Below are 19460 nucleotides of genomic sequence, written 5' to 3'. Positions count from 1 at the left end.
ACAGCCTTCCGTCTAGCCTCGAGGAACGTGGTATCGCTTGAGACCAAGCTCTTTGATCAGATCCTTGGTGAAGTCGATCGTAGTGTCGCCAGCTCCGGCGGTTCCGCTGAAATTCCGGTAGTTGACGTTCCCGCCGTCAAAATTCCATGTCTCTACGCTTCCCTTTCCTGGGACCTCGGTCACCCGGTCGGGAGCACCGAACTTTTCACGTATACCGTTCGCTACTTGATCGAGCTCGTCCTGCGTGACCTCATGCACGAGTGGGGCGCCCTCCTTGCCGAGCGGCTTCCCCTCCTTGAGGGCGATCTCACCGAGCTGTCCGATCTTTCCGAGTCGTGTGCCTTCGACAACTCTCTTGATGTACTTGAAGTCCTCGAGTCCCTTGAGTGCTTTGAACTCGCCGAAACCAGGGATGACCATCGCAACGTACTCACCGCACTTCGCGAGTGTCGGATTGTCGCGGCATTCCACGAGAGTGTCGGTGCTAGTCAGGGCCCATGCGATGGCGATGATGGTGGGGTTCGACGGAACGGTATGCACGATGCCGCCGTTTTTGACGCACCGCAGGAGCTCGTAGTCGACTCCCCCCTCCCTGTACCGAGGGACGCAGCGTGGTTTCTTGGCGGCCTCTGCCTCTTGCTTCCGTGCTGCTGCTGCCGCCTTGCTGGCTGCGGCTTCCTCCTGGTTGCGCAGGTCGATGGTCCTCTGCCATGCGGCACTGGCGTCAGCCTTGGCCGCGTTGGCACTCTTGCCTGCGGCGAGGGAGTCTTGCTTTGCCTGAGCTGCGGAGCTGTTGGCGGAGGCGGCCGATGTGTAGGCGTAGTTGGCGGACCACTGCGCCTGGGCTGCGGATTCATTGGCGTCTGCGGCAGCCCGGTCGGCGGTGGCAGCGGCGTTGCGTGCGGTGGTGGCGGACTTTGCGGCGTTGTTGGCGCTGACCTGTGCCTTGTCGGCGGATGTGTCCGCGTCGTGGGCGTACCCAGATGCCTTCACTGCAGAGTCGTGGGCGCGCGTCGCTGCGTCCTGTGCCTCGCCAGCGGCGCCGTTGGCTTCGAATGCAGCCTTGGCGGCCAGCCAGCTGTTCTGCTGTGCCGTAGCGGAGATCGCGTCGGCCTGGGCGACCAGGCCCGTGACCTGTGCGACATGGGTTGCGGCGAGCTGGTCTTGACGCTCGGCCATGTACTGCCCGACGGTTATGAAGTCGTGAAGCGCATCGGCGGGACCGGCTATGGCCACCTTCGCAGCTGCCTGAACTTCCGGTCCGCCGTCGTTGACCAGCTTGGATGCTTCGACTTGCTCGTCGGCGTTGCGGGCGCTGTACTGGCCGCTCGCAAGGAAGGCCGCCAGTGCCTTACCGCTGCCGTCTGCGAGGGCAGCCTTCCCGTTCTCTTGAACCCCTGGCCCGCCGGCGTTGACGAGTTTGGAGACCTCGACCTCCATGTCGACCACACCGGCGTCGTACTGACCGGTGGTGAAGAAGCCGCTGACTGTCTTGTTGTCTCCTTCGAGCGCGGCGGCGGCAGCCGTGCGCACGCTTTCGTACGGGCTGTTGGTGCTCAGATCGGTGACGGCGTCACGGGTCTCCTGCTGCTTGGCCTGGTCCCAGCCTGTGCGCAGGAATGTGAGGACGTCCTCATCGGAGCCAGCAAGGGCATCGGCGGCGGCCTGACGCACCCAGGGACCACGAGACTTCATCGCGTCCAGGGCGAGTTGACGTCCCTTGGCGGCGAGCGCCGCAGTGTCAGCGTCGGGCTTGGCTGCCTCGGCGGCCAGGGCCGTCTGGGCGTCGTCGAGCTGCCTAGCCTGGACAACGAGGCCAGCTGTCTCAGAACCGGCCTGATTCGTGCTCAGATCTTGTGTCTTTGCCAACTCGATCGCGGCGTTGGTGCGGGTGATCAGATCCTCCGCCTCAGCCTCCCGGGCGATGCCGAACACCTTGTGCGCAGTGCCGGCTGCGTTCGTGGCGGTGTCGGCCGCGTCCTTGGCCGCGGCCGCGTGCGTCGTGGCCAATTTCGCCGCTTCAGCGGCGGTCCCGGCGAACTTGGCCGCCGCATCTGCGGCATCTGCGGCCTTGTCGGCGTGCTCTGCAGCAGAGTTGGCGTAGTCGCGGGCCTCGTAGGCTGCCGCGGCCGATTTGTTGGCCAGCGCTTCGGCGGCATCCGCGGCGCGATTTGCCTCGGAAGCATGACGGCGCGTCTCTGCCGCGGCGGCCTTGGCCTCACCGGAGTGGATTCCCGCAGCCTCGGCGGCGGCGTCGGCCTCATCTGCCGATTCGGCAGCCGCGTCGGCATTCCCACCGGCGCTGCGCGCTGCCTTGGCCGCGTTGGCGGCGGCCTTGGAAGCGTCGCCCGCCTTCTGCGCGGCCAGACCGGACTTCTTCGCCATGCCGGCGGCGGCGCGGGCCTTCTTAGCCTGCTCTGCTGCGGCCCCCGCCTGGCCCTTGTCCTTGCCCGCGGCGATGGCGGAGTTGTAGGCGTCCTCCGCCGCGTCCGCGGCCACTGCCGCGGCCGAAGCGGTCTGCGCAGCGGCGAGCGCCGCGATGCGCGCAGAGTGGGTGGCCTCGTTGGCTGCACCGATCGCGGTCTGCGCCGCCGCAGCCGCTTGCCGGGCCGCGTCTGCTGCCTGCTTGGCCTTGTAAGCGGCCATCTTCGAGTCGTTCTTGGCCGCCGCGGTTTCCTTCGCGGCCTTCGCCGCGGCCTTCTCCGCCTGGGCGGCGGCCGCGATGGCCTTGGCCGAGTCGGCCTCAGCCTTGTCGGTTGCCTCCTGGGCCTGCTTGCCCGCCGCCTCGGCCTGCTCGGTCAGCTGCTCAATTGTGGCGTGTTCCTGGTCGCGGTCGCGGGCCGTGAACTGGCCGACCTCAAGGAACTCATCGATGTCGTCCGGCGTACCCTGCAGCGCGAGCTTGCCTGCCGCTTTCACATTGGGACCGCCGGAGTTGATGAGCTTGGAGACCGCGACCTCGTTGTCGGTCTCCCGCGCGTCGTACTGGCCCGTATCGAGGAACTTCTCGATGTCAGCGGCGCTACCCTGCAATGCGGCCTTGCCAGCTGCCTGTACACCGGCGCCGCCATAGTTAATGACCTTGGAAGCTTCGACCTGCTGGTCCTGTGCCAGCGGCGCCTTCCAACCGTCCTTCAAGAAGGCATGCAGATCGTCCGGCGTACCCAGCAGCGCCGCCTTGGCCGCATCCTGCACGGCCGGACCGCCCGCGTTGATGACGCGGCTGGCGTCCACGTAGTCGTCGTCGTACTGGATCTTTGGTGCGTCATCGAGGAACTTCTTGATGTCCTCATCCGAACCCAGCAATGCCTGTTCGGCGGCCTCCTTGACGCCAGCACCTCCCGTCGTCCAGTAGTCGACAGCCTCGGATCGTGCCGACGGGATGAGGAGGCCGTCCTCATCGGTGCCGGCAAAGGCCGGCGCCGCCGATCCCAGCAGACCGGCGAACAGGGCCGCGGGCAGGAGGACCGTGACGGCACTGCGCAAGGCGGGTATCCGCCTCTTTGCAGGGCCTCTCTGTGCGAAACGCATCGGCTGTCCCGCCGATGTGAGTGGTTGTCTTGCCACTCTGTCTCCTCTCTCTCGGCGTGCACGGAGACCGTGCACGCCCCGCATGAGCCACAACAGAAGACGAGCCGCGGTTTAGTTACCGAAGCAAGAAATGTCCGCATTGGTGGATATGGACTGCAATGGGAATTAATTGTCGAAGTAAAACTTGGCACCTTACGAGCGGCCCATCTGCTCCACAACATCCCCTGAGCTGCTAGATGTTGAGGGCTGCCGTAGCTTACATGTGCTTTACTTGTGAAAATTACGTGGGTTTCGTGGAGTCCCTCAATCCCAACTGGAAGGCAGAAGTGGCGATAACCCGTGCCCGAAAGGCACTTTTTGCGAGCATCATTGGTGCTCTGACTGCGTCCGCTGGCCTGCTTGCGCTGAACACGGCGAACGCCGAGCCACAGGCAGCCACCGCGACAGCGGCTGCGGACATGCCCACGACGGTCGAGACGTTTGACTACCCGGGCGCCGACAAGATTGCGGCTGACCGGCAGATCGTCCTCAAACGCGGCGACGGTCACATCGTGTTGAGCGACTGCGCGCAGCCGTACGACATCATGGTCAAGTCGCGCGTGGCTGCGACGAACTTCTGCTTCACCGTTCACGGCTCCAAGGGCCTGCTGACGCTCGAGCTTCCGGATGCATTTGGCGTGTGGACCGAGGCGCATCCGGTTACAGCGACGCTGACTGCCGATGGCAAGGAGAACGTCGTGAAGGCTCCGGCAAACGACTACACACCCATGGGCGAGGCCGGTGACTCGGGTCTGCGCTCCGTACTCGTCGAGTTGCGCGTCACCAGCTGACCTTCACCACCACCGCGTTTCGTCGCTGTCACAGCGTCCCCATCTCCCTCCCTTGAGCTCGATCGGATCACCTTGCACGTGGCCAACAACCTCAACCGCGCAGCTCTGTTGACGAGCCTGCTGGCCGGTTCCCTTCTGTCGGGCGTTCTTGGCGCCCTGCCCGCTCAGGCCGTCACTGGCAGTGAAGCCGCCGCCCAGGCCTCCGCATTCACCGCCCGCATCGACATCGGGGACGGCGACCGCACCTGCTCCGGTGTCCTCGTCGACGCCCAGTGGCTGCTCACTTCCGCCACTTGCTTCTCCGCCGATGGAAAGCCCGCCTCAGGCGCCCCCACCACGGCCACGAAGGCGACCATCGGCCGGACCGACTTGGCCTCCACCGCCGGGGAGGTCCGCAACGTTGTACAGCTGGTGCCGCGCGCCGACCGCGACGTGACCCTTGCCCGTCTCGACAAGCCCGTCACCACCGCCACCCCGTTGGACATCGCGCCGCAGGCTCCGGCGGCCGGCACCGATGTGACCGTGGCTGGCTACGGTCGTACCAAGGACGAGTGGTCGCCGCTGAAGATGCACACAGGAACCTTCACCGTCGGCACACCCAGCACCAGCAACCTGCCCCTGGCAGGCAAGGACGGTGCCACCATCTGCGCCGGTGACTCCGGCGCCCCTGCACTGGCCACCAATAACGGCAAGGTCGAGCTGGTTGGCATCAACTCCCGCTCCTGGCAGGGCGGCTGCTGGGGAGTCGACGCGGCTGAGACCCGTACCGACGCCATCGACACCCGCGTCGACGACCTCGCCAGCTGGGTGGCCAAGAACCGGCTTGCCACCAAGCATGCCGATGTCACCAACGTGATGACCACCGCTGACTTCAACGGCGACGGGCGTCCCGACATCGCCGCCGTCCTCAAGGACGGGAACCTGCACGCCTTCTACACCACCGCCAACGGCACCCTGGAGTACGGGCGCGAGCTGTGGGCGCACGACGGCAGTTGGGTCCACAAGAAGCGGATCTTCGGCGGCGACTTCAACGGCGACGGCTTCGGCGACATCGCCGCGCTCAACGAGGCCGGGGACTTCGTCATGCACCCGGGCACCCGCAACGGCACCCTGGGCTCGCCGCTGAAGATGTGGAAGGACACCTCCTGGGGCGGCTTCCCGGACATCGCGACCTTCCGCAGCAACGGCGCGACCCGTGACGGACTCGTCGGCATCTCCCCCAACGGCGGCATCTTCTCCTACCCGACGGCCGCCAACGGCGTTCTGGACGGCACCCGCAAGGAGATGTGGAAGGACCAGACCTGGGACAAGCGCCTGGTCGCCTCGGACGACTTCAACTCCGACAAGCGCAATGACGTTGCCGCGATATCCCAGGCTGGGGCGCTCGACCTCTACACCGGCAACACCGCGGGCATGCTCGACTTCAGCAACAACATGTGGACCGACAACGGCTGGAGCACCATCCCCGTCATCATGGGCGGCGACTTCAACGGCGACGGCAAGGCCGACATCGCCGCCATGAACACCGCCAGCGGCCTCTTCATCTACCCGGGAGACGGCAAGGGCAAGCTCGGCACCCGCACCAGCATGTGGCCGTCGATCGGCTGAAAATCCAACGGTCCGCTGAGATCGATTGGCAACGTGTCATGCGCGACGACGGCCCATGCCCATAGGAGGGACGCTGTTGGCGAATGGGCCTTGCTTCGCCCCACCGATGTCATTCGGTGGGGCGAAGTACTGCCAGGTGGCTGGTGCGGGTGCGGGCGTGTGGTGTCCCGGTGAGATGGGCGTCGATGCGGACGAGGTTGATCGCCGCGCCGGTGAACTGGTGCTGAAGGCTGGTCTTGGCCAGGCCCCGGTAGCGGGATCTGCGCAGGCCCTGGGCGAGGACGCCTTGGGAGATGGTGCCCTCGACCCCGGCACGGATCTTGTAACGGGCCTTCCAGCCATCGGTCTGCTGGAGAGTCCGGGCCTGGTGGATGGTGTCGTACTCGTTGCGGGGCCGCAGGGTGAGGTCGCGGCGGATGAGCTTGCGGCTGCCGGGCTTCGATTTGATGCAGTCGGGCCGCTGCGGGCAGGGGGTGCAGTCGCGTGGGGAGAACTGGACGCGGATGACCGGCGTCCCTCGCTGTGACATGGCCTGACGCCACACAGTGCTGGTGTGAGTGCCCGGACACGTCACCTGTTGCTGGTCCCAGTCGATGCTGAACGCATCCTGTCCGAAGGCCGCTTCACCTCTGGACTGGGCGGAAGTGACGGCTTTGAGCGGTCCGTGCAGGTCCACGCCGTGATCCTGGCGGGCTGCGCTCATCGCGGGACCGTTGGCATAGCCGGTGTCCACCCAGTGCTCACCGGGCAGCAGGTCCCGTCCGGCGAGGGCACGGTGGACGACAGCGGCCATGCGGTCATCGCTGACCTCACCGGTCGTGGTGGCGACGTTGGTGATGAAGTGGACGGTATCCGGCTCGCAGGTCTCGGTCAGATGGACCTTGTAGCCGTCCCAGAACACGTCCCTCTTCCCACCGTTGCGGGCCTCGGGGTCATACGGGGTGGCCAGGCGCGTGGCGCCCGGCGGACGGTCTTTTGGGCCTCGACGAGCCACCTCGCCGTCGACCAGGTGGAAGTGCTGGATCCACACCTGCCGCAGGATCTCCGCCTCGGGCAGTTTCTGTAGTCCTGGCGGAGCATCGTCCGCCCAGATCTTCCGCAACAGGTGCATGCCGTCGGCGCCGATCCGCTCGTAGACCCGCGTGCGCTTGGTTCGGTCCTTGGGGAAACGGGATTCCTCGGCGCGGGTGGCATAGTGCCTGAACCAGTCCGGCCGGGCACACTCACTCAGCCAGCCCGGCTCGGCGCGGGCCACCGCGTTCAGGGCTGCCCGCAGACTCTCCGCAACCAGCTCAAGCTGGTTCAGCTCACGCACCGCAGACAGCACGTGCGTGGAGTCTGTCCGTGCTCTGCCGGCGGCGGTGATCAGTCCCCGAAGCCGGGCCGCGGTCAGAATGCCGTCCAGGATCTCCCGGCCGCCGTCCGCACCGATCAGCCGGTCCCTGAACTCCGAGAGAACCGAGTAGTCGAAGCCCGGGTCGGTGAGTTCCAGTCCGAGCGCGTACTTCCAGTCGATCCGTGCCCGCACCGCCTCGGCGGCCTGCCGGTCCGTCAGGTTCTCCACGAACTGCAACACCAGCACCACAGCCAGCCGGCCTGGTGACCAGGCATTCTTGCCCCGCACCGGGAACAGACCGGCGAAGTCCTCGTCCTGGAACAGCGCCCCCAGTTCGTCCCGGACCCTGATTGCCAGGCTGCCCTTCGGAAACGCAGCCCGTGCCACCCGCACGGTCTCCACCGGAACGTCTCCCGACACCTGCGGCCTCATCGACACGCGTACCCACCCCAAACAGCAACGTCGGCCTTCGAGACCACAACTGAGTCTCGAAGGCCGACGTCACGCGACAGACCCTATTCGCCAACAGCGTCCCATAGGAGGGTGTGGGCCGTCTTCCTAATGAGGGCGCCGAGGGTGAGGACGAGGTCACTGGGACACTGGCCAGGCATCCGGACCGCCACCATGCCATCTGATCAGTGGGCTCGTCGCAACGAGGTCTTCGTCTACGTCCTCCAGGCCCGCCCTGCGCAAGAACTCGGAGACGTCCTTCCGGTTGTGGGCAACCCCAAGGTCTTCGGCGCCGGCACGTACACGGCGGCCGCCGGACGGGTGCGGTGTATACACGGTGACCTGCGGTGTCGTGCCTCCAGCGTGCTCTGACTCTGTCATTCCAGCACCCCGAGGACGGTGTCCGGCCGGCACTTCTCGCAAGGCGTCGCGCCGTCGGTTGTCAGCGCCTGAAGGGCCTGCGCACGGTTGATGGCTTTGGTGCGCATGTAGTCGACGTTGATCCCCCAGCAGATGTCCGCGCGGTCTCCGAGCGTCGTGTGAACGGTGACCGCTCCTTGAACCCGGTCGCGAGCGGCGATCCATTCGGGCGGGGGCTGTGCCGCACGCTCGCGGCGCAGCTCTTCCTCTGCCTCTCGCTGCCGCGCCTCGGCGAGCCAGTGGTCCATCCGAGCCAGATCCTGCACCTGAACTCGGCGATGGAACTCAAGGAGCTCGGCCTCCGAGGCCGCCGACCATTCGCTCATATATTCGATATTAACTCAGCGAACTATGAGCCTGAAAATTCTATTTGTCATGTTCTGTTCCACAGAAGGTTGAGCGTCTGCCGTTGAGACTGAGTCGATGCATGCACGGGCGAGTGCAAGTCGGCTTTTCGGGGCGGCGCGGCAGGTGATGGGCAAAGCTGCGGTTTGCCGAGCGCCCGGTGGTGAGTGGTCAGCGTTTGATGCGTCCGCGGACGACCAGGGCGGCGAGGGCGATGAGGGTGGGCTCCAGGAGCCGGGAGGCCATTTCGACGTAGGTGCCGACGGTGGTCAGGTCCTGCCCGCTGGAGCGGAAGACCACGGAGTTGAGGGTGACGTTCAGGGCCTTCTCGAAGCGTTCGTCGGTGAACCTGTTCCCGGTGGGGTTCCGCGGGGCGTCCTTCTCGATCTCGAAGGTGACGCTGCCTCCACCGGGTGGCACCGTGCCAGTCGCTTCCTGCTTCGGGGACTCTTGGGGTAGCCCGAATCCCATCAGCAGCGTGATGGTGATCAGCATGGCGGCGGCGAGCCAGCCGAGGGCTCGGGAAGCACGCAGGCCGTAGCCGGACAGCAGCCAGTACGTGTGGAGCAGACCGCGCTCACCCCTCGGAATGTCGTCGGCGTGACGGCGCATCTCCAGTTCTCCGTAGTAGAAGTCAGCTGCCCTGGCTCGTGCTTCCCGTCCTCGAAAGACTTACGCAGTGCCCTGTAGACCGGGGCCAGTTGCAATGGCCCGGCATATGCGGAACCCTCCGCTGTGTTCCAACCCTGGACTGCTGTTGGCTGGTTCGCACGCCAGTGGTGTTCTTCGGCGAGGGTGCGCCGCTTGGCGAAACGGATGGGGTGCCAGCGCCGCCAGTGTGTGCCGGGCGGGACCTGGGCGAAGGTGCAGTTACCCTCCAGCCGCACCTGGTCGAGATGCACGGCCCCGGTGAACAGGCAGTTCGACAGGTCGACGTCGGCGAGGACGAGATGGGCCGTGTCCACTCCCCGCAGTGAGGCCATCCGCACTGCGGCGTCGCGGGTGCGTGCGAGATCCTGCTCTGGCACCGGCTGCCCCTCGGGGAACTCGAAGAGGGCGCCCTCTGCGGCGATCGCCACGGGGGATTCGAGAACCGCGTGGGCAAAGTCCACAGTCGCGTAGCGCAGACGCAACTCTGCCGTGGGCAGCCAGCGGGTTCGTCGGCACTCCAGCCGGTGCGCGGCAAGCGCGAGGGTCACCGGGCCGCTGAACACCGCCCTGGACAACGACACTTCCCCTGCGCACACCAATGGCCCGAGTCCGACCTGGCGGTTTCTAGGGGTCCTCGCAACACCTGATGGCTTACGTGGTCGTCAGTAGATCACGCAGGCGCTCGGCTGGGGTTCTCCAGTCGAGTGTTTTGCGTGGTCGGCCGTTGAGCTGCTGAGAGACGTGTTCGAGGAGGTCTGCGGCGCTATGCATGGACAGGTCGGTTCCCTTGGGGAAGTACTGCCGCAGCAGGCCGTTGGTGTTCTCGTTGGATCCGCGCTGCCAGGGGGAGTGCGGATCGCAGAAGTAGACTGGCACTCCCGTGGCGATAGTGAACTGCTTGTGCGCGGCCATCTCGCAGCCCTGGTCCCAGGTCAGTGAACCGCGCAGGTGTGCGGGCAGGGTCTGGATCAAGGGCACCAGCACGTCGCGGACTTCCTCGGCGGTGTGCCCGCCGGGCAGATGTGCTTCCGTGCGGGGGCGGGGTTGCTCCAGTGCTCGACGGCCGCGTAGACCGGGCCGAGAGCCCGTCCGGCGTCGGTCAGGACGTAGGGGTCGCCGTGGCGCGGTCCGGTACGGGCGACCAGGCCATCGGCCTGAAGCCGGTTGAGCCGCTGCCGGGTGAAGCCGTTGTCCAGGTCGGCCTCCTCCGCAATGTGGACGAACCGCATGGGGCCGCCCGCGTCCAGGACCTGGATCACGGCGGTCGAATGCCGAAGGTGCAGACGCCGCACAGCGTCCTCGACACGTTCGGCACCGGCCACCTTGCCGCCGAGCGACAAGGTGGCCTGCGACCAGTCCGACAGGGCGCGGTGCACCGGGGACAGCGACTCGCCGATGGCGCTGAGCTGGTACGGGCCACGGAGGCGGCCGTCGGTCCGGGTGACCAGTCCGTCCGTGTGCATCTGGGTCAGCCGCTTGCTGACGAGCTGCTCGCTGACGAAGGGGAGCCTGGCGGCGACGTCGCGCACACGCATGGGGTGGTCCTGCTGTGCCAGGGTCTGCGCCGACCAGGTGGTCCACTTCGGTGCGAGCAGGGGAAGCGCGTCCTCGACCCGCTGGGCATCGACCGAGCCGATCGAGGAAGGAGAGGGCTGTGCGGGGGCGGACATGGGGGACGTCCTTTCTGGAGGTATCAGCGGGAGCGGGACGGCTTGGTGGCGGAGCTTGTTGCGGGTGCGGCGGCTGGATCGGCGGAGGCGCCGGAGGCCGTCGCGGAGGCGCTGCGGCTGAGGGCGGCGGACATACGCGCCGTGGCCGTACGTGCCTCCCGTAGAGCGGCCTCGCCCTGCGGCGTGAGCGAGAGAAGCTGCCCAGGCCGGTACAGTCCCTCGCTGGTGTCCTGGTCCAGTAGCCCGTCGGCGACCAGCCGCTGGACGGTTTGGGGCCAGACCTCCGAATGGGGGCGCAGGCCCCGCCCGTCGGAGAGATAGATAAAGCCGTACACCCCGCTCTGGTGAAATCGCAGTCCGCCGGCCTCGACGGCTTCGAGGGCCCCGAGCTGGCGATCACCCGAGATGTCCCAGTCATCCACTCGGCCGGAGCCGTGATCGTTGCCCAGGTTGCTGGACTTTCCGTTCGCTGCCTGGGAATCGTCCGACTGGGACAGGAGATCGCGGTACGCGAGGATCGACTGGCTGAGCCGCTCGTAGGCTTCTTTCTGCTGCGAGATGTGCCGCCCGATCTGTCGGACCGCGAACCGCAGTGGCGTGTACGAGGCGGGCGATCCGTTGAACTCGCCTCGACCGACAGGTTCGAGCAGTCCGAGGGCGCTCTGGGTGGCATGGGTGACTCGGCTGTGCACTTCATTGAGTTCGTGGGCTGCCCCAATGACGCGAGTCGCGGCACGGTAGAGCGGCTCATCTGGTCGATACGAGGTGTTCAGCATCCAGAAGTTCTCGACGCCGAGCAGCTCGGCAACGAGGTGTGCGCCGGGCGGCTGAGTCGGGTCAGGGGAGTTCATTCCGTCGCCCCCATCCGGGCGAGCAGGGTGCGGACGAGGGTGGGCAGGCTGTCGGGGCCGTCGTCGATCCAGACGTGGTCGGTCGCTTCGCCGAGGACGTATGCGGCGTCTTCGAGGAGGCCGCTGGAGATTTCCATGCAGGCGTCGGTGAGCCGGGAGGCTGCGAGCAGGGACTCGGAGAGCACCTCGACGTAGTGGCCCGGCGTGAGACCGGCGGTTTCTGCGGCGGTGCGGATAGCCGCCAACTCCAGTGCGCTGAAGGCGAAGTCGAACTCGCTGTCCCGCTCCCCGCTGAGGGGCCCGGCGAAGGCCGGGTCCGGCGGCTGGGCGGGGATGCCGACGCGCGTGCAGATCCGGTCGACCGAGGTGGTCAGCTCGGCGAGGGACTCGGTGAGCCATCCCAGCGCGGAGGCGTAGGAGGCCAGGGTGAAGAGACCCGCTGGTGTGGCCGGGAGCGGCTCGTCGGCGACGAACCCTTCGAGCCGGTTGTTCAACTCGCGGACCACGAGGGGGCCGGCGGCCAGTGCTCCCAGGACGGGGTGCAGGTAGGAGCGGCTGGCGGCCGTCGGGTACTCGGCGGTGAGGATCCCGGAGACGCTCTGCGCGGCACCGGTGAGGAGGCCCGCGAGTTCGGTACGGGCCATGGAGGTGCGGTTGGCGGTCATCGCTGGGAAACCTTTCGGGAGGTGGCGACGGTGGCGGGCTGGGCTGCTGCGGGCGGGGGAGCCGTCGTCTGGTCGACCGCGTGGGGAGAGCGGGAGCGAGCGGCCCGCACACGCGCCTCGGTCGCCGAATCCGTCTCGGCGTCCTGGTGGGGGCCGGTGCGCAGGTGGGCCGAGCGGTAGACCGCGTAGTCCTTCCGACTGCCGGCGGCGACGAGGTACACCTCGCGCTTGTGGTGCGAGTTGGGCGGGGCTGGGCGGAACTGGATGACCATCCGGTAGGAGACGGACGGGTCGACGTAGACCTTGTGGAAGCCCGCGAGACGCCCCTTAAGGGGCAGGCAGTCGTCGCTGCCGTGGACCAGGCTCTGCAGTTCCAGCAGCGCCAGGTCGCGCATGTCATCGGGGAGTTCGCGCAGATCCGCGATGGCGTCCGGGTGCGCGGCGAAGGCGAAGCGTGCGCGGCTCACATCGGCCTCCGCGGGCTGGGATGCTGGGCTGTGTTCGCGGACGGCGCGGTGCTGGTGATCAGGAACCCGGCCGTGGGGATCGCGGAGGAGCGGGCGGAGCGGTTGAGGGCAGCGCGGGCTCGCATCGCGGCGGCGTAGTCGCGGTATTCCGGTGGCTCCGGCAAAGGACCGCTGCGGTCGTCCAGCCAGCGCCGGGCGGCACCCTCGTCCGCGAAGGCGCCCTCACGCATCGTGTAGGTGTGGGTGTCGAAGCTTCCCTCTTCGAGGAAGACCCGAATCGGTGCCTGCGCGGCGTAGGAGTCGCGGGCCAACGTCCATGTCTCACACGGGTCGTAGTCCGTGGAATCGGTGTCGAGGACCTCGTACTGCGTGCCCGACGTCCGGATCTGTTTCTCGACACGGTCGGTGACGTAGTCCGCTGGCTTCATGAAGCCCTCCCCAACGCGCGAGATGCGCTCGGAGGGACAACCGCGCTCGATCAACCAGTTCTGGGCGAAGGACACGGTGGCGTGGTAAGCCGATTCGATGGTGAACGTGTTCGTGCTGAGGTCCCGTACGACCGCGAAGGCGGCTACCTGCGGCTCGCCGGGGATACCCCAGGTGACCGACCGGTCGTGGGCGACGATGAAGCTGTGTGACCGGTTCGGGGTGGTGTGGTGTTCTGCCAGGACGGTCAGGTCGCCGGACTGAAAACGCTGCTCCGCGTACTCAGAATCGGTATCGGCGGGCTCGAAACCATCGATGCGGAAGTCGGGCTCGTCGCTCATGCCGCCGGCCCCAGCTGCTCGGGTGCGGGGGTGGCCAGCACACGGTGGTTGGGCCGGGTCGGGCTCGTCGTGCACGCGGCGAACGGCCCGTCGGGAGCACGGAGATGCACCAGCGCCTGGTCGAGGTGGTCGCGGTGCCACGTCGAGGGGCCGGAAATCCCCGCCTCGGCGTCGGTGAGCTGCTGCCACGCGAGCCAGAGCGCGTGCAGCCGGGCCACGGCTTCGGAGTGCTCGTGCCACTGGGAACACCAGGGCCGGTTGCTGCTGATCTCCCGCCCGTAGACGGGGAGGAACAGGTAGTTCACCCAGTCGCTGAGCGCGGCCAGTTCCACGTCGTACGCCTCGCCGCCCAGGGCCAGGATGAACACAGAGGCGGGGCCGTCCGCCGTGCCGGGGGCGGACGATTCTTCGGCCAGGGCGTCGCTGGCGATCTTGGTGGTTTCGCCGGGTTCGGAGCCGAGGCGGTCGAGGATGACACCGTGCTGACGTACATCGGCCATGGTCTTGGCGAGGGTGCTGGCGAGATCATCTAGATCGTCGTCGGGAACACGGAACGGTTCGGAGGTGGCCTTGCTGGGTTCAGACATAGCGGATCCAAGGGAGTGTGCGTGCAGGGCGGGGGCGAAGTGCGGCACGCTCTTCTGGAGGTCACGGCGGTGCTCCTTTCGAAGGTCGGGATGAGTCAAGAGGATGCGGTGATTCCCCGATTTGGTCCGGCCGGAGAATGGCGGTAGTGGAGCGCGTTAGTGGCCTGTGCAGCGTGGGCAGAACGGGAAGGGCGGGGCCAACAACCGCACTGCTCGGGAAGCCTGTTGAGGGATGACGCCGTTACCGAGCGCGGTGAGCTGAGCGGGTCGGCCCAGACCCGGAGTACTGGTCACCCAGCCGGGCTCCAGGCCCTGCATCCACTCCACGAAATCGGCACGCAGACGCCCGCCCGTATCAGTGGGCGGCGGAGCGGGGCGGGTGAGGATCTCCCATCGGGTGATGGCCGATCCGTATGCTCCCCACCGCCCCTCGGGTGTCCGGCTTCCTGACAGGTTTCCGCCCACAGCGGCAGAACCACCGACGGCGTCGGCGGACGTCGGCCCTGACCCGGATGGCGGCCCGGAGTGCCGCTGCCGCTGGCCCGCGCCATGGGCAGCAGTGAAGCCGCCGCGCTCGGCAGGGTCATGTCCACGTTGCCGTGACGCTGGTTGGGTGAGCCCTTGATGCCGTCCGACGCCTTCGGGGTCGGCAGCAGGAGCCACTCCACCTCGTCGGCCAGGTTCGGCCCGTGGCCCCCGCTCTTCCTCTTCGACGGGTGCTGGGAGCCGCCGTTCTTGCCGATGTTGCTGGTCGGAGTCTTGAGCAGGGCGCTCGGTGGGCCAGGCGGCGAGGAAGGTCCGCTCGCGGCGGTGCGGGGCTCCGATATCGGATGCGCGAAGCACGAGCCACCGTGCGTCGTACCCGAGGTCGGCCAGGGATCCGAGTACGGCACCAAGTGCCCGCAAAGGAGGCTGGGCTGGGTCGTCTCCCAGACACCACGGGCAGGGTTCCAGGTCGCCAGGGGAACCGGCGCGTGAGGTGAGGAGTCCTCGGACATTCTCGATGACCACCAGGCAGGGACGGAGGGCTTCGACCGCACGCGCGACATGCAGCCACAGCCCGGAACGGGTGTGAGCGTTGAGTCCGGCCCGACGGCCGGCAACGGAGACGTCTTTGACAGGGGAAGCCCGCCGTCAGAACGCACACCCGCGGAATCCGCGCCCAGTCGACCCTGGTGATGTCGCCCAAGTTGGGCACGCCGGGCCAGTGCCGGGCCAGGATGCGTGAGGCATCGGGGCTGATCTCGGCGTGCCAGGCCACGGAGCCCCCGACGGCGGCCTGGACTCCAAGGTCCAGACCGCCATACCCGGAACAGAGCGAGCCGATCAACGGCCCCATGACGGTGGTTTCCATGTCAGCGTCCCCGAGTGCTGACGTGCGGTTGCACCGGATGTGCTGTGGCCACGACGACGGTGTCCGGGCCGGACTGCGCGGCGGTGTCGGCGAGGGGGGAGCCGGCACGGGCGACCCGGAGCCGCTCGGACTGAGGCGAAACCGTCGCCGACGCGGCGTGAAGGGAGTCAGCGGTATCGCGGAGGGCCGTGTCCGCCATGGCGAGCGCGTTGCCTATCACCAGCGTCGCAACTTCCCGAGCACCCCGGGCATGGGGCTGATCGCGGAGATGCTCGGTCAGGTCCAGGAAGGAGAGCTGGTGGGCCGCTGCTCCGAGAGCGGACGCCGCCCGTCCGGCAGGTCCCACGGCGTCAGCGAAGCTGTTGATCACCTGGGCGGTGTGGGGAGCCTGGTTCTCTGCGTTGGCGCGGAAGAGGACCTGGTCGCCCAGGGTGGTGATCAATGCTCCAAGCTGGGAGATCTGGCGTGCGAGGGTCACGGTGTCGGGTGATCGGTGGCGGTCTCCAAGTACGGGCAGCTTGCCGCGCAGAGCGTCGAAGGCGGACGCGGTGGCGCGCAGGGCCTGGCCATCAGCAAGAGGCGTGTTGTTCACGGTGTGCTCCAAGGGATGGGGTCAAGACGGGTGATCTGGGCTGGTCGGACACGAGTCAGCTGTGAGTGCGCGAGGGGGATCGTGTGGCTGCCGGTTTGGCGGCCGGGCCTGGGTGATCCGGTGGCGGTTCCGCCGGTCCAGGAGCGCTGCGGGAGAGGGCGGCACGGACCCGGGCCACGGGGGCGTCCTCGCGAGGCGGGGCGGTAGTCGGCAGCGTCGGTGCGGTGCCGGTCGCGGTTTGTCAGCGGGCGCGCACCTCGTCGAGCGGGCCGAGTGCGTGCAGTGCGTGACTGATGAGGCGACCAGGGGACAGCGTCTCGTTCTCGGCCAGTGTCCGGATGGCGTGTGCGGAGGAGGCGGCCGTGCGGGTGATGGAGGACCGTATGACCTTTTCGCCGAGCCATTCCGCGCTGCCGGAGCCGACCCCGTCGCTGATCGAGGTGAGCTGCTCGCTGGACAGCGTGCCGTCGGCCAGCAGGCCGCGCCGTTGGGCTTCCCACAGCACGGTGATCCGGTCGATGGGCTCGCCCCGGTGATGCAGCGCGCCGAGACAGCGGTAGAGCTGGCCGTGGGCGGGGTCGGCGAAGTCGCCCGGCCTCAGCCAGCCGACCACTTCGTCCACCGCCTTCGGCTGCTCGACGAGGACTGACAGGAGGAACCGTTCGTCCTCGGCAACCTCGACTGCACGGGCTGGCGGTGGTACGGCCGGGGCAGTGGTGGGCGAGTTGGAGGGAGCGGCCGGGTGCGGTTCTGCCCCCCAGCGTCGTGCGAGGTCGCCGAGCACACCGGTCAGTACGTCCGCGTAGTGCAGGGCTCCCTCCACCTGGCCTTGCAGGGCATCGGCGCGAGCAGCTTGGTGGAGACGGATCGCGTGCTCCGTGACCGTGCGGTGGATGGCGCCCTCCAGCACCATGCGCCCGTACACCGGAGCGTGCCCGGGACGCGGACAGGCCGAGATCAGGGTGTGGGCGTACACCGAGGTCAGCCCCCGGACGTGGCTGCTGGCCTCGTCGACGGCATCGGTCACCCACGACAGCGGCACGGTGTCCTTGGTGGTCAATGCGGGATGGCCGTCGGCCCGCAGCTTGCGCAGCGCGGCGAACAGCGCCTGGTGCACCGGCCGGTAGAAGTGTTCCGGTGCGAGCCAGTCGAGGTGCGCAAGCTGGCGGGGTTCGAGCAGGACCGAGCCGAGCACCGCCTGTTCGGCGCCCTTCAGCGGGTTCATCGCTGCCCCCCGTTGTCGGGAGCCGGGTACTCGTCCGGCCGGGGGTGCAGGCTGGCGACAGCCTGGTCGGCAGCGGCCACCGCTGCGGCGAAGCCGTCCAGCGTCCTGGTGAACGCGGGGTCGGTGGCGAGGACCGAGCCAGCGCTGCTGACCAGCCACCACTGACCGTCACGGCGAACGAGCGGGGAGCGGACCAGACGCCCGAACCGGGACGTGGGCGCGCTCATGCGGAGAGCCCGAAGTCGTCGCTGTCAACGTACTTGGCCATGGCTCGCTCGGTGATGACCTTCGTCGCACGGGCCGAAGCGGGGCCGACCACCTTGGCGGAGGGCTCCTTGTACCAGGGCCGGAGGTCGATCATGGCCACCCGGATACCGGTGGCCAGCAGCAGTGCCTTCCCCTTGGGGAGCGCGCGGATCGCGTCCGGCGGCAGGATCCGCTCGGTACGCATGCTGATCGAGGTGGACTTGCCGGAGTCGCTGGTCGACACCGACGTGGTCTGGACGTCGTGGTCCCCGACCTGCCTGCTGAGTCGGTCGGCGAAGTCCGCATCGTCGATGCCACTTCCGACGATCTTGATCGTGGCTGCGGACCAGAGGGCGTCCATGCCTGCCTCGCCCCAGCACCGCTGACCCTGCCGGTAGGACTGCAGGATCGTCATCGGGATGACACCCCGGCTGCCCAAGTGGCTATACAAATCGGGTAGGTCGCCGATTTTGCACACGTTGGCGGCCTCGTCGAGGACGCACAGGGCGGGCGGGTCGAGCCGTCCGCCGGTGCGTTCGGCGACGACCACGGCCGCGCGCATCACGGCGTCGGCGGCAGCCGCGATGATCGCTGAAGCGGAGCCGCCGCCGTCCTTGCTGAGCAGGTACAGCGTGTCGCGGGAGGTGGCGAACGCGGAGGGCTTGAACTCGGGCACGTCCGTGCTGGGGGTGATCCAGGCGGCGACGTCGGGGTCGAGCAGGCAGCTCGCGTACTGCCGCGCGGTCTCGTAGATGCCGTCACGTGTTTCGGTGGCCCCGCTGACGGTGCCCTGAAGCTGGGCGGCGACCGCATGGTGGCCGGCATCGGTGAGCAGGTCGACCGGCGTGCGGTCAGATGGGGTGGCGAGCCAGGCCAGGGCGTCAGTGATCGGGCGTCGGCGGCTCGCCGCGGCCAGGAACAGCGCACCCAGCGTGTTCGCGGCGGCGGTGGACCAGAAGTCGGAGCCGCTGGAATCGTCCGCGGACGCGGTGACGAAGTGTCCGGCGAGGCGTTTCGCTCCGGCGAGGTCGCGGGCGTCGGCCAGGATGTCCCACCACATCTCCCGCGGATAGTGCGCGATCTGCTGCGGGTCGAGCGCCCAGATCGCGCCGACCGCAGCACGGGCGTCCACGGTGGCGGTGAAGGCGTCGTTCGCCGCCTTGTTCGAGGTCAGCAGTACGGGACCTGGAGCGGCGAGGATCGCCGGGATGGCCAGTCCGGAGGTCTTGCCGGAACGCGGGGCCATGATCGCGACGATCACGTCCTCCCACGAGGCACGGACCTCGGCGTGGCCGGGTGAGAGTGTGCCGACGAGGATCCCCCTGTCGGCGGGAGCGACCTCTTTTACACTCCTGGCCGTTCAGGCTCGGCCGCAGGCTCCGGGCCTTGGCGGTGATCTCCTTGTCGAGCAGAGGGGCCAGGTCGTCCTTGCGGGCGAGGCCGTTCTTCGGGCCGCCGCGTATGCGCGACCACAAGATCAGGATGGTGATAACGAGCCCGACGGACAGCAGGCCGGGGACGATCCGCGCGCCGACCAGCAGGGCGGTGGGGCTCAGGTGGGGCCATAGCGCGTCGGGGTGCAGCAGCGCGTCACTGGGCTGGAACGGGGTCCAGGGGCCGGTGCTGACGGACCTGTTGGTGAGGTTGCCGGTCAGCCAGGCCAGCGATCCGAAGGCGAGGACGATACCGAGGACGGCGAACAGGAGGTAGAGGAGCGCGTCGGTGCCGGTGGTCGAGGGCGCGCTGGTACGTGGTGCGGGCATGGTGTGTCCAGGAGGTGAGCGCGAACGAAGGGCGGGGCGCGGGGCGCTCTTCTGCAGGTCATTGAGGTATCTCCTTTTCAGGGGAGGCGGGTTATCGGGTGC

The 19460-nt window shown here is 67.8% G+C and carries 15 protein-coding genes and 5 pseudogenes; 3 read left to right on the top strand and 17 right to left on the bottom strand.

Going from position 1 to position 19460, the window contains the following annotated elements; all coding sequences use genetic code 11:
* Positions 1-12: 12 nt before the first annotated feature.
* On the bottom strand, positions 13-3486 hold the full coding sequence (locus OG285_RS05840; RefSeq protein ID WP_371790381.1) for an ALF repeat-containing protein: 3474 nt from the start codon (positions 3484-3486) through the stop codon (positions 13-15).
* Positions 3487-3824: 338 nt separating this feature from the next.
* On the opposite strand from OG285_RS05840, the gene OG285_RS05835 reads away from it, so the two are divergent.
* The gene (locus OG285_RS05835; protein WP_371790380.1) at positions 3825-4361 is read left to right on the top strand and encodes a hypothetical protein; all 537 of its coding nucleotides are present in this window, start codon (positions 3825-3827) and stop codon (positions 4359-4361) included.
* Between the two features lie 78 nt (positions 4362-4439).
* The gene (locus tag OG285_RS05830) at positions 4440-5969 is read left to right on the top strand and encodes a trypsin-like serine protease (RefSeq protein ID WP_371790379.1); all 1530 of its coding nucleotides are present in this window, start codon (positions 4440-4442) and stop codon (positions 5967-5969) included.
* A gap of 109 nt (positions 5970-6078) precedes the next feature.
* Here OG285_RS05830 and OG285_RS05825 read toward each other — a convergent pair whose 3' ends face one another.
* Complete coding sequence (locus OG285_RS05825; RefSeq protein ID WP_371790378.1) at positions 6079-7743, bottom strand: IS1182 family transposase; 1665 nt, start codon at positions 7741-7743, stop codon at positions 6079-6081.
* 186 nt (positions 7744-7929) lie between these two features.
* On the opposite strand from OG285_RS05825, the gene OG285_RS05820 reads away from it, so the two are divergent.
* Complete coding sequence (locus OG285_RS05820; protein WP_371790377.1) at positions 7930-8127, top strand: hypothetical protein; 198 nt, start codon at positions 7930-7932, stop codon at positions 8125-8127.
* 5 nt (positions 8128-8132) lie between these two features.
* On the opposite strand, the gene OG285_RS05815 is transcribed toward OG285_RS05820, so the two are convergent.
* From OG285_RS05815 to OG285_RS05745, 15 genes and pseudogenes are all read right to left on the bottom strand, one after another.
* Positions 8133-8501 (bottom strand): DUF6233 domain-containing protein, encoded by a 369-nt coding sequence (locus OG285_RS05815; RefSeq protein WP_371790376.1) that lies wholly within the window; start codon positions 8499-8501, stop codon positions 8133-8135.
* Between the two features lie 190 nt (positions 8502-8691).
* Positions 8692-9132, bottom strand: a complete 441-nt coding sequence (locus tag OG285_RS05810; RefSeq protein WP_371790375.1) for a hypothetical protein — start codon at positions 9130-9132, stop codon at positions 8692-8694.
* A 690-nt stretch (positions 9133-9822) separates the two neighbouring features.
* Positions 9823-10194, bottom strand: a pseudogene (locus OG285_RS05805) (IS30 family transposase); the annotation flags it as partial.
* On the bottom strand, positions 10140-10841 hold the full coding sequence (locus OG285_RS05800) for a winged helix-turn-helix transcriptional regulator (protein ID WP_371790374.1): 702 nt from the start codon (positions 10839-10841) through the stop codon (positions 10140-10142). The gene OG285_RS05800 and the pseudogene OG285_RS05805, both read right to left, overlap by 55 nt.
* Before the next feature lie 23 nt (positions 10842-10864).
* A complete protein-coding gene (locus tag OG285_RS05795; protein WP_371790373.1) occupies positions 10865-11692 on the bottom strand; it encodes a large ATP-binding protein in 828 nt (275 codons plus the stop codon).
* Positions 11689-12357 (bottom strand): hypothetical protein, encoded by a 669-nt coding sequence (locus OG285_RS05790; protein WP_371790372.1) that lies wholly within the window; start codon positions 12355-12357, stop codon positions 11689-11691. The genes OG285_RS05795 and OG285_RS05790 overlap by 4 nt, the downstream gene beginning before the upstream one ends.
* Positions 12354-12824, bottom strand: coding sequence for a hypothetical protein (locus tag OG285_RS05785; protein ID WP_371790371.1), 471 nt, complete (start codon positions 12822-12824; stop codon positions 12354-12356). The genes OG285_RS05790 and OG285_RS05785 overlap by 4 nt, the downstream gene beginning before the upstream one ends.
* Complete coding sequence (locus OG285_RS05780) at positions 12821-13591, bottom strand: glycosyl hydrolase (RefSeq protein ID WP_371790370.1); 771 nt, start codon at positions 13589-13591, stop codon at positions 12821-12823. Before OG285_RS05780 ends, OG285_RS05785 begins: the two co-directional genes overlap by 4 nt.
* Complete coding sequence (locus tag OG285_RS05775) at positions 13588-14178, bottom strand: DUF4913 domain-containing protein (protein ID WP_371790369.1); 591 nt, start codon at positions 14176-14178, stop codon at positions 13588-13590. The genes OG285_RS05780 and OG285_RS05775 overlap by 4 nt, the downstream gene beginning before the upstream one ends.
* Positions 14179-14334: 156 nt before the next feature.
* Positions 14335-15240, bottom strand: a pseudogene (locus OG285_RS05770) (DNA cytosine methyltransferase); the annotation flags it as partial.
* Between the two features lie 121 nt (positions 15241-15361).
* Positions 15362-15517: pseudogene (locus tag OG285_RS05765) on the bottom strand (DNA methyltransferase); the annotation flags it as partial.
* A gap of 16 nt (positions 15518-15533) precedes the next feature.
* A complete protein-coding gene (locus OG285_RS05760; RefSeq protein WP_371790368.1) occupies positions 15534-16124 on the bottom strand; it encodes a hypothetical protein in 591 nt (196 codons plus the stop codon).
* A 55-nt stretch (positions 16125-16179) separates the two neighbouring features.
* A pseudogene (locus OG285_RS05755) lies at positions 16180-17349 on the bottom strand (DnaB-like helicase N-terminal domain-containing protein).
* Entirely contained in the window at positions 17346-17576 is a 231-nt protein-coding gene (locus tag OG285_RS05750; protein WP_371790367.1) for a hypothetical protein, read from the bottom strand. Before OG285_RS05750 ends, OG285_RS05755 begins: the two are co-directional and overlap by 4 nt.
* Positions 17573-19358, bottom strand: a pseudogene (locus OG285_RS05745) (type IV secretory system conjugative DNA transfer family protein). The gene OG285_RS05750 and the pseudogene OG285_RS05745 overlap by 4 nt, the downstream one beginning before the upstream one ends.
* Positions 19359-19460 lie beyond the last annotated feature (102 nt).

Origin of the sequence: Streptomyces sp. NBC_01471, from assembly GCF_041438865.1 — a bacterium.
In the GTDB taxonomy this organism is placed as follows: Bacteria; Actinomycetota; Actinomycetes; order Streptomycetales; family Streptomycetaceae; genus Streptomyces.
This window is presented reverse-complemented; position numbering and strand designations above follow the sequence as displayed.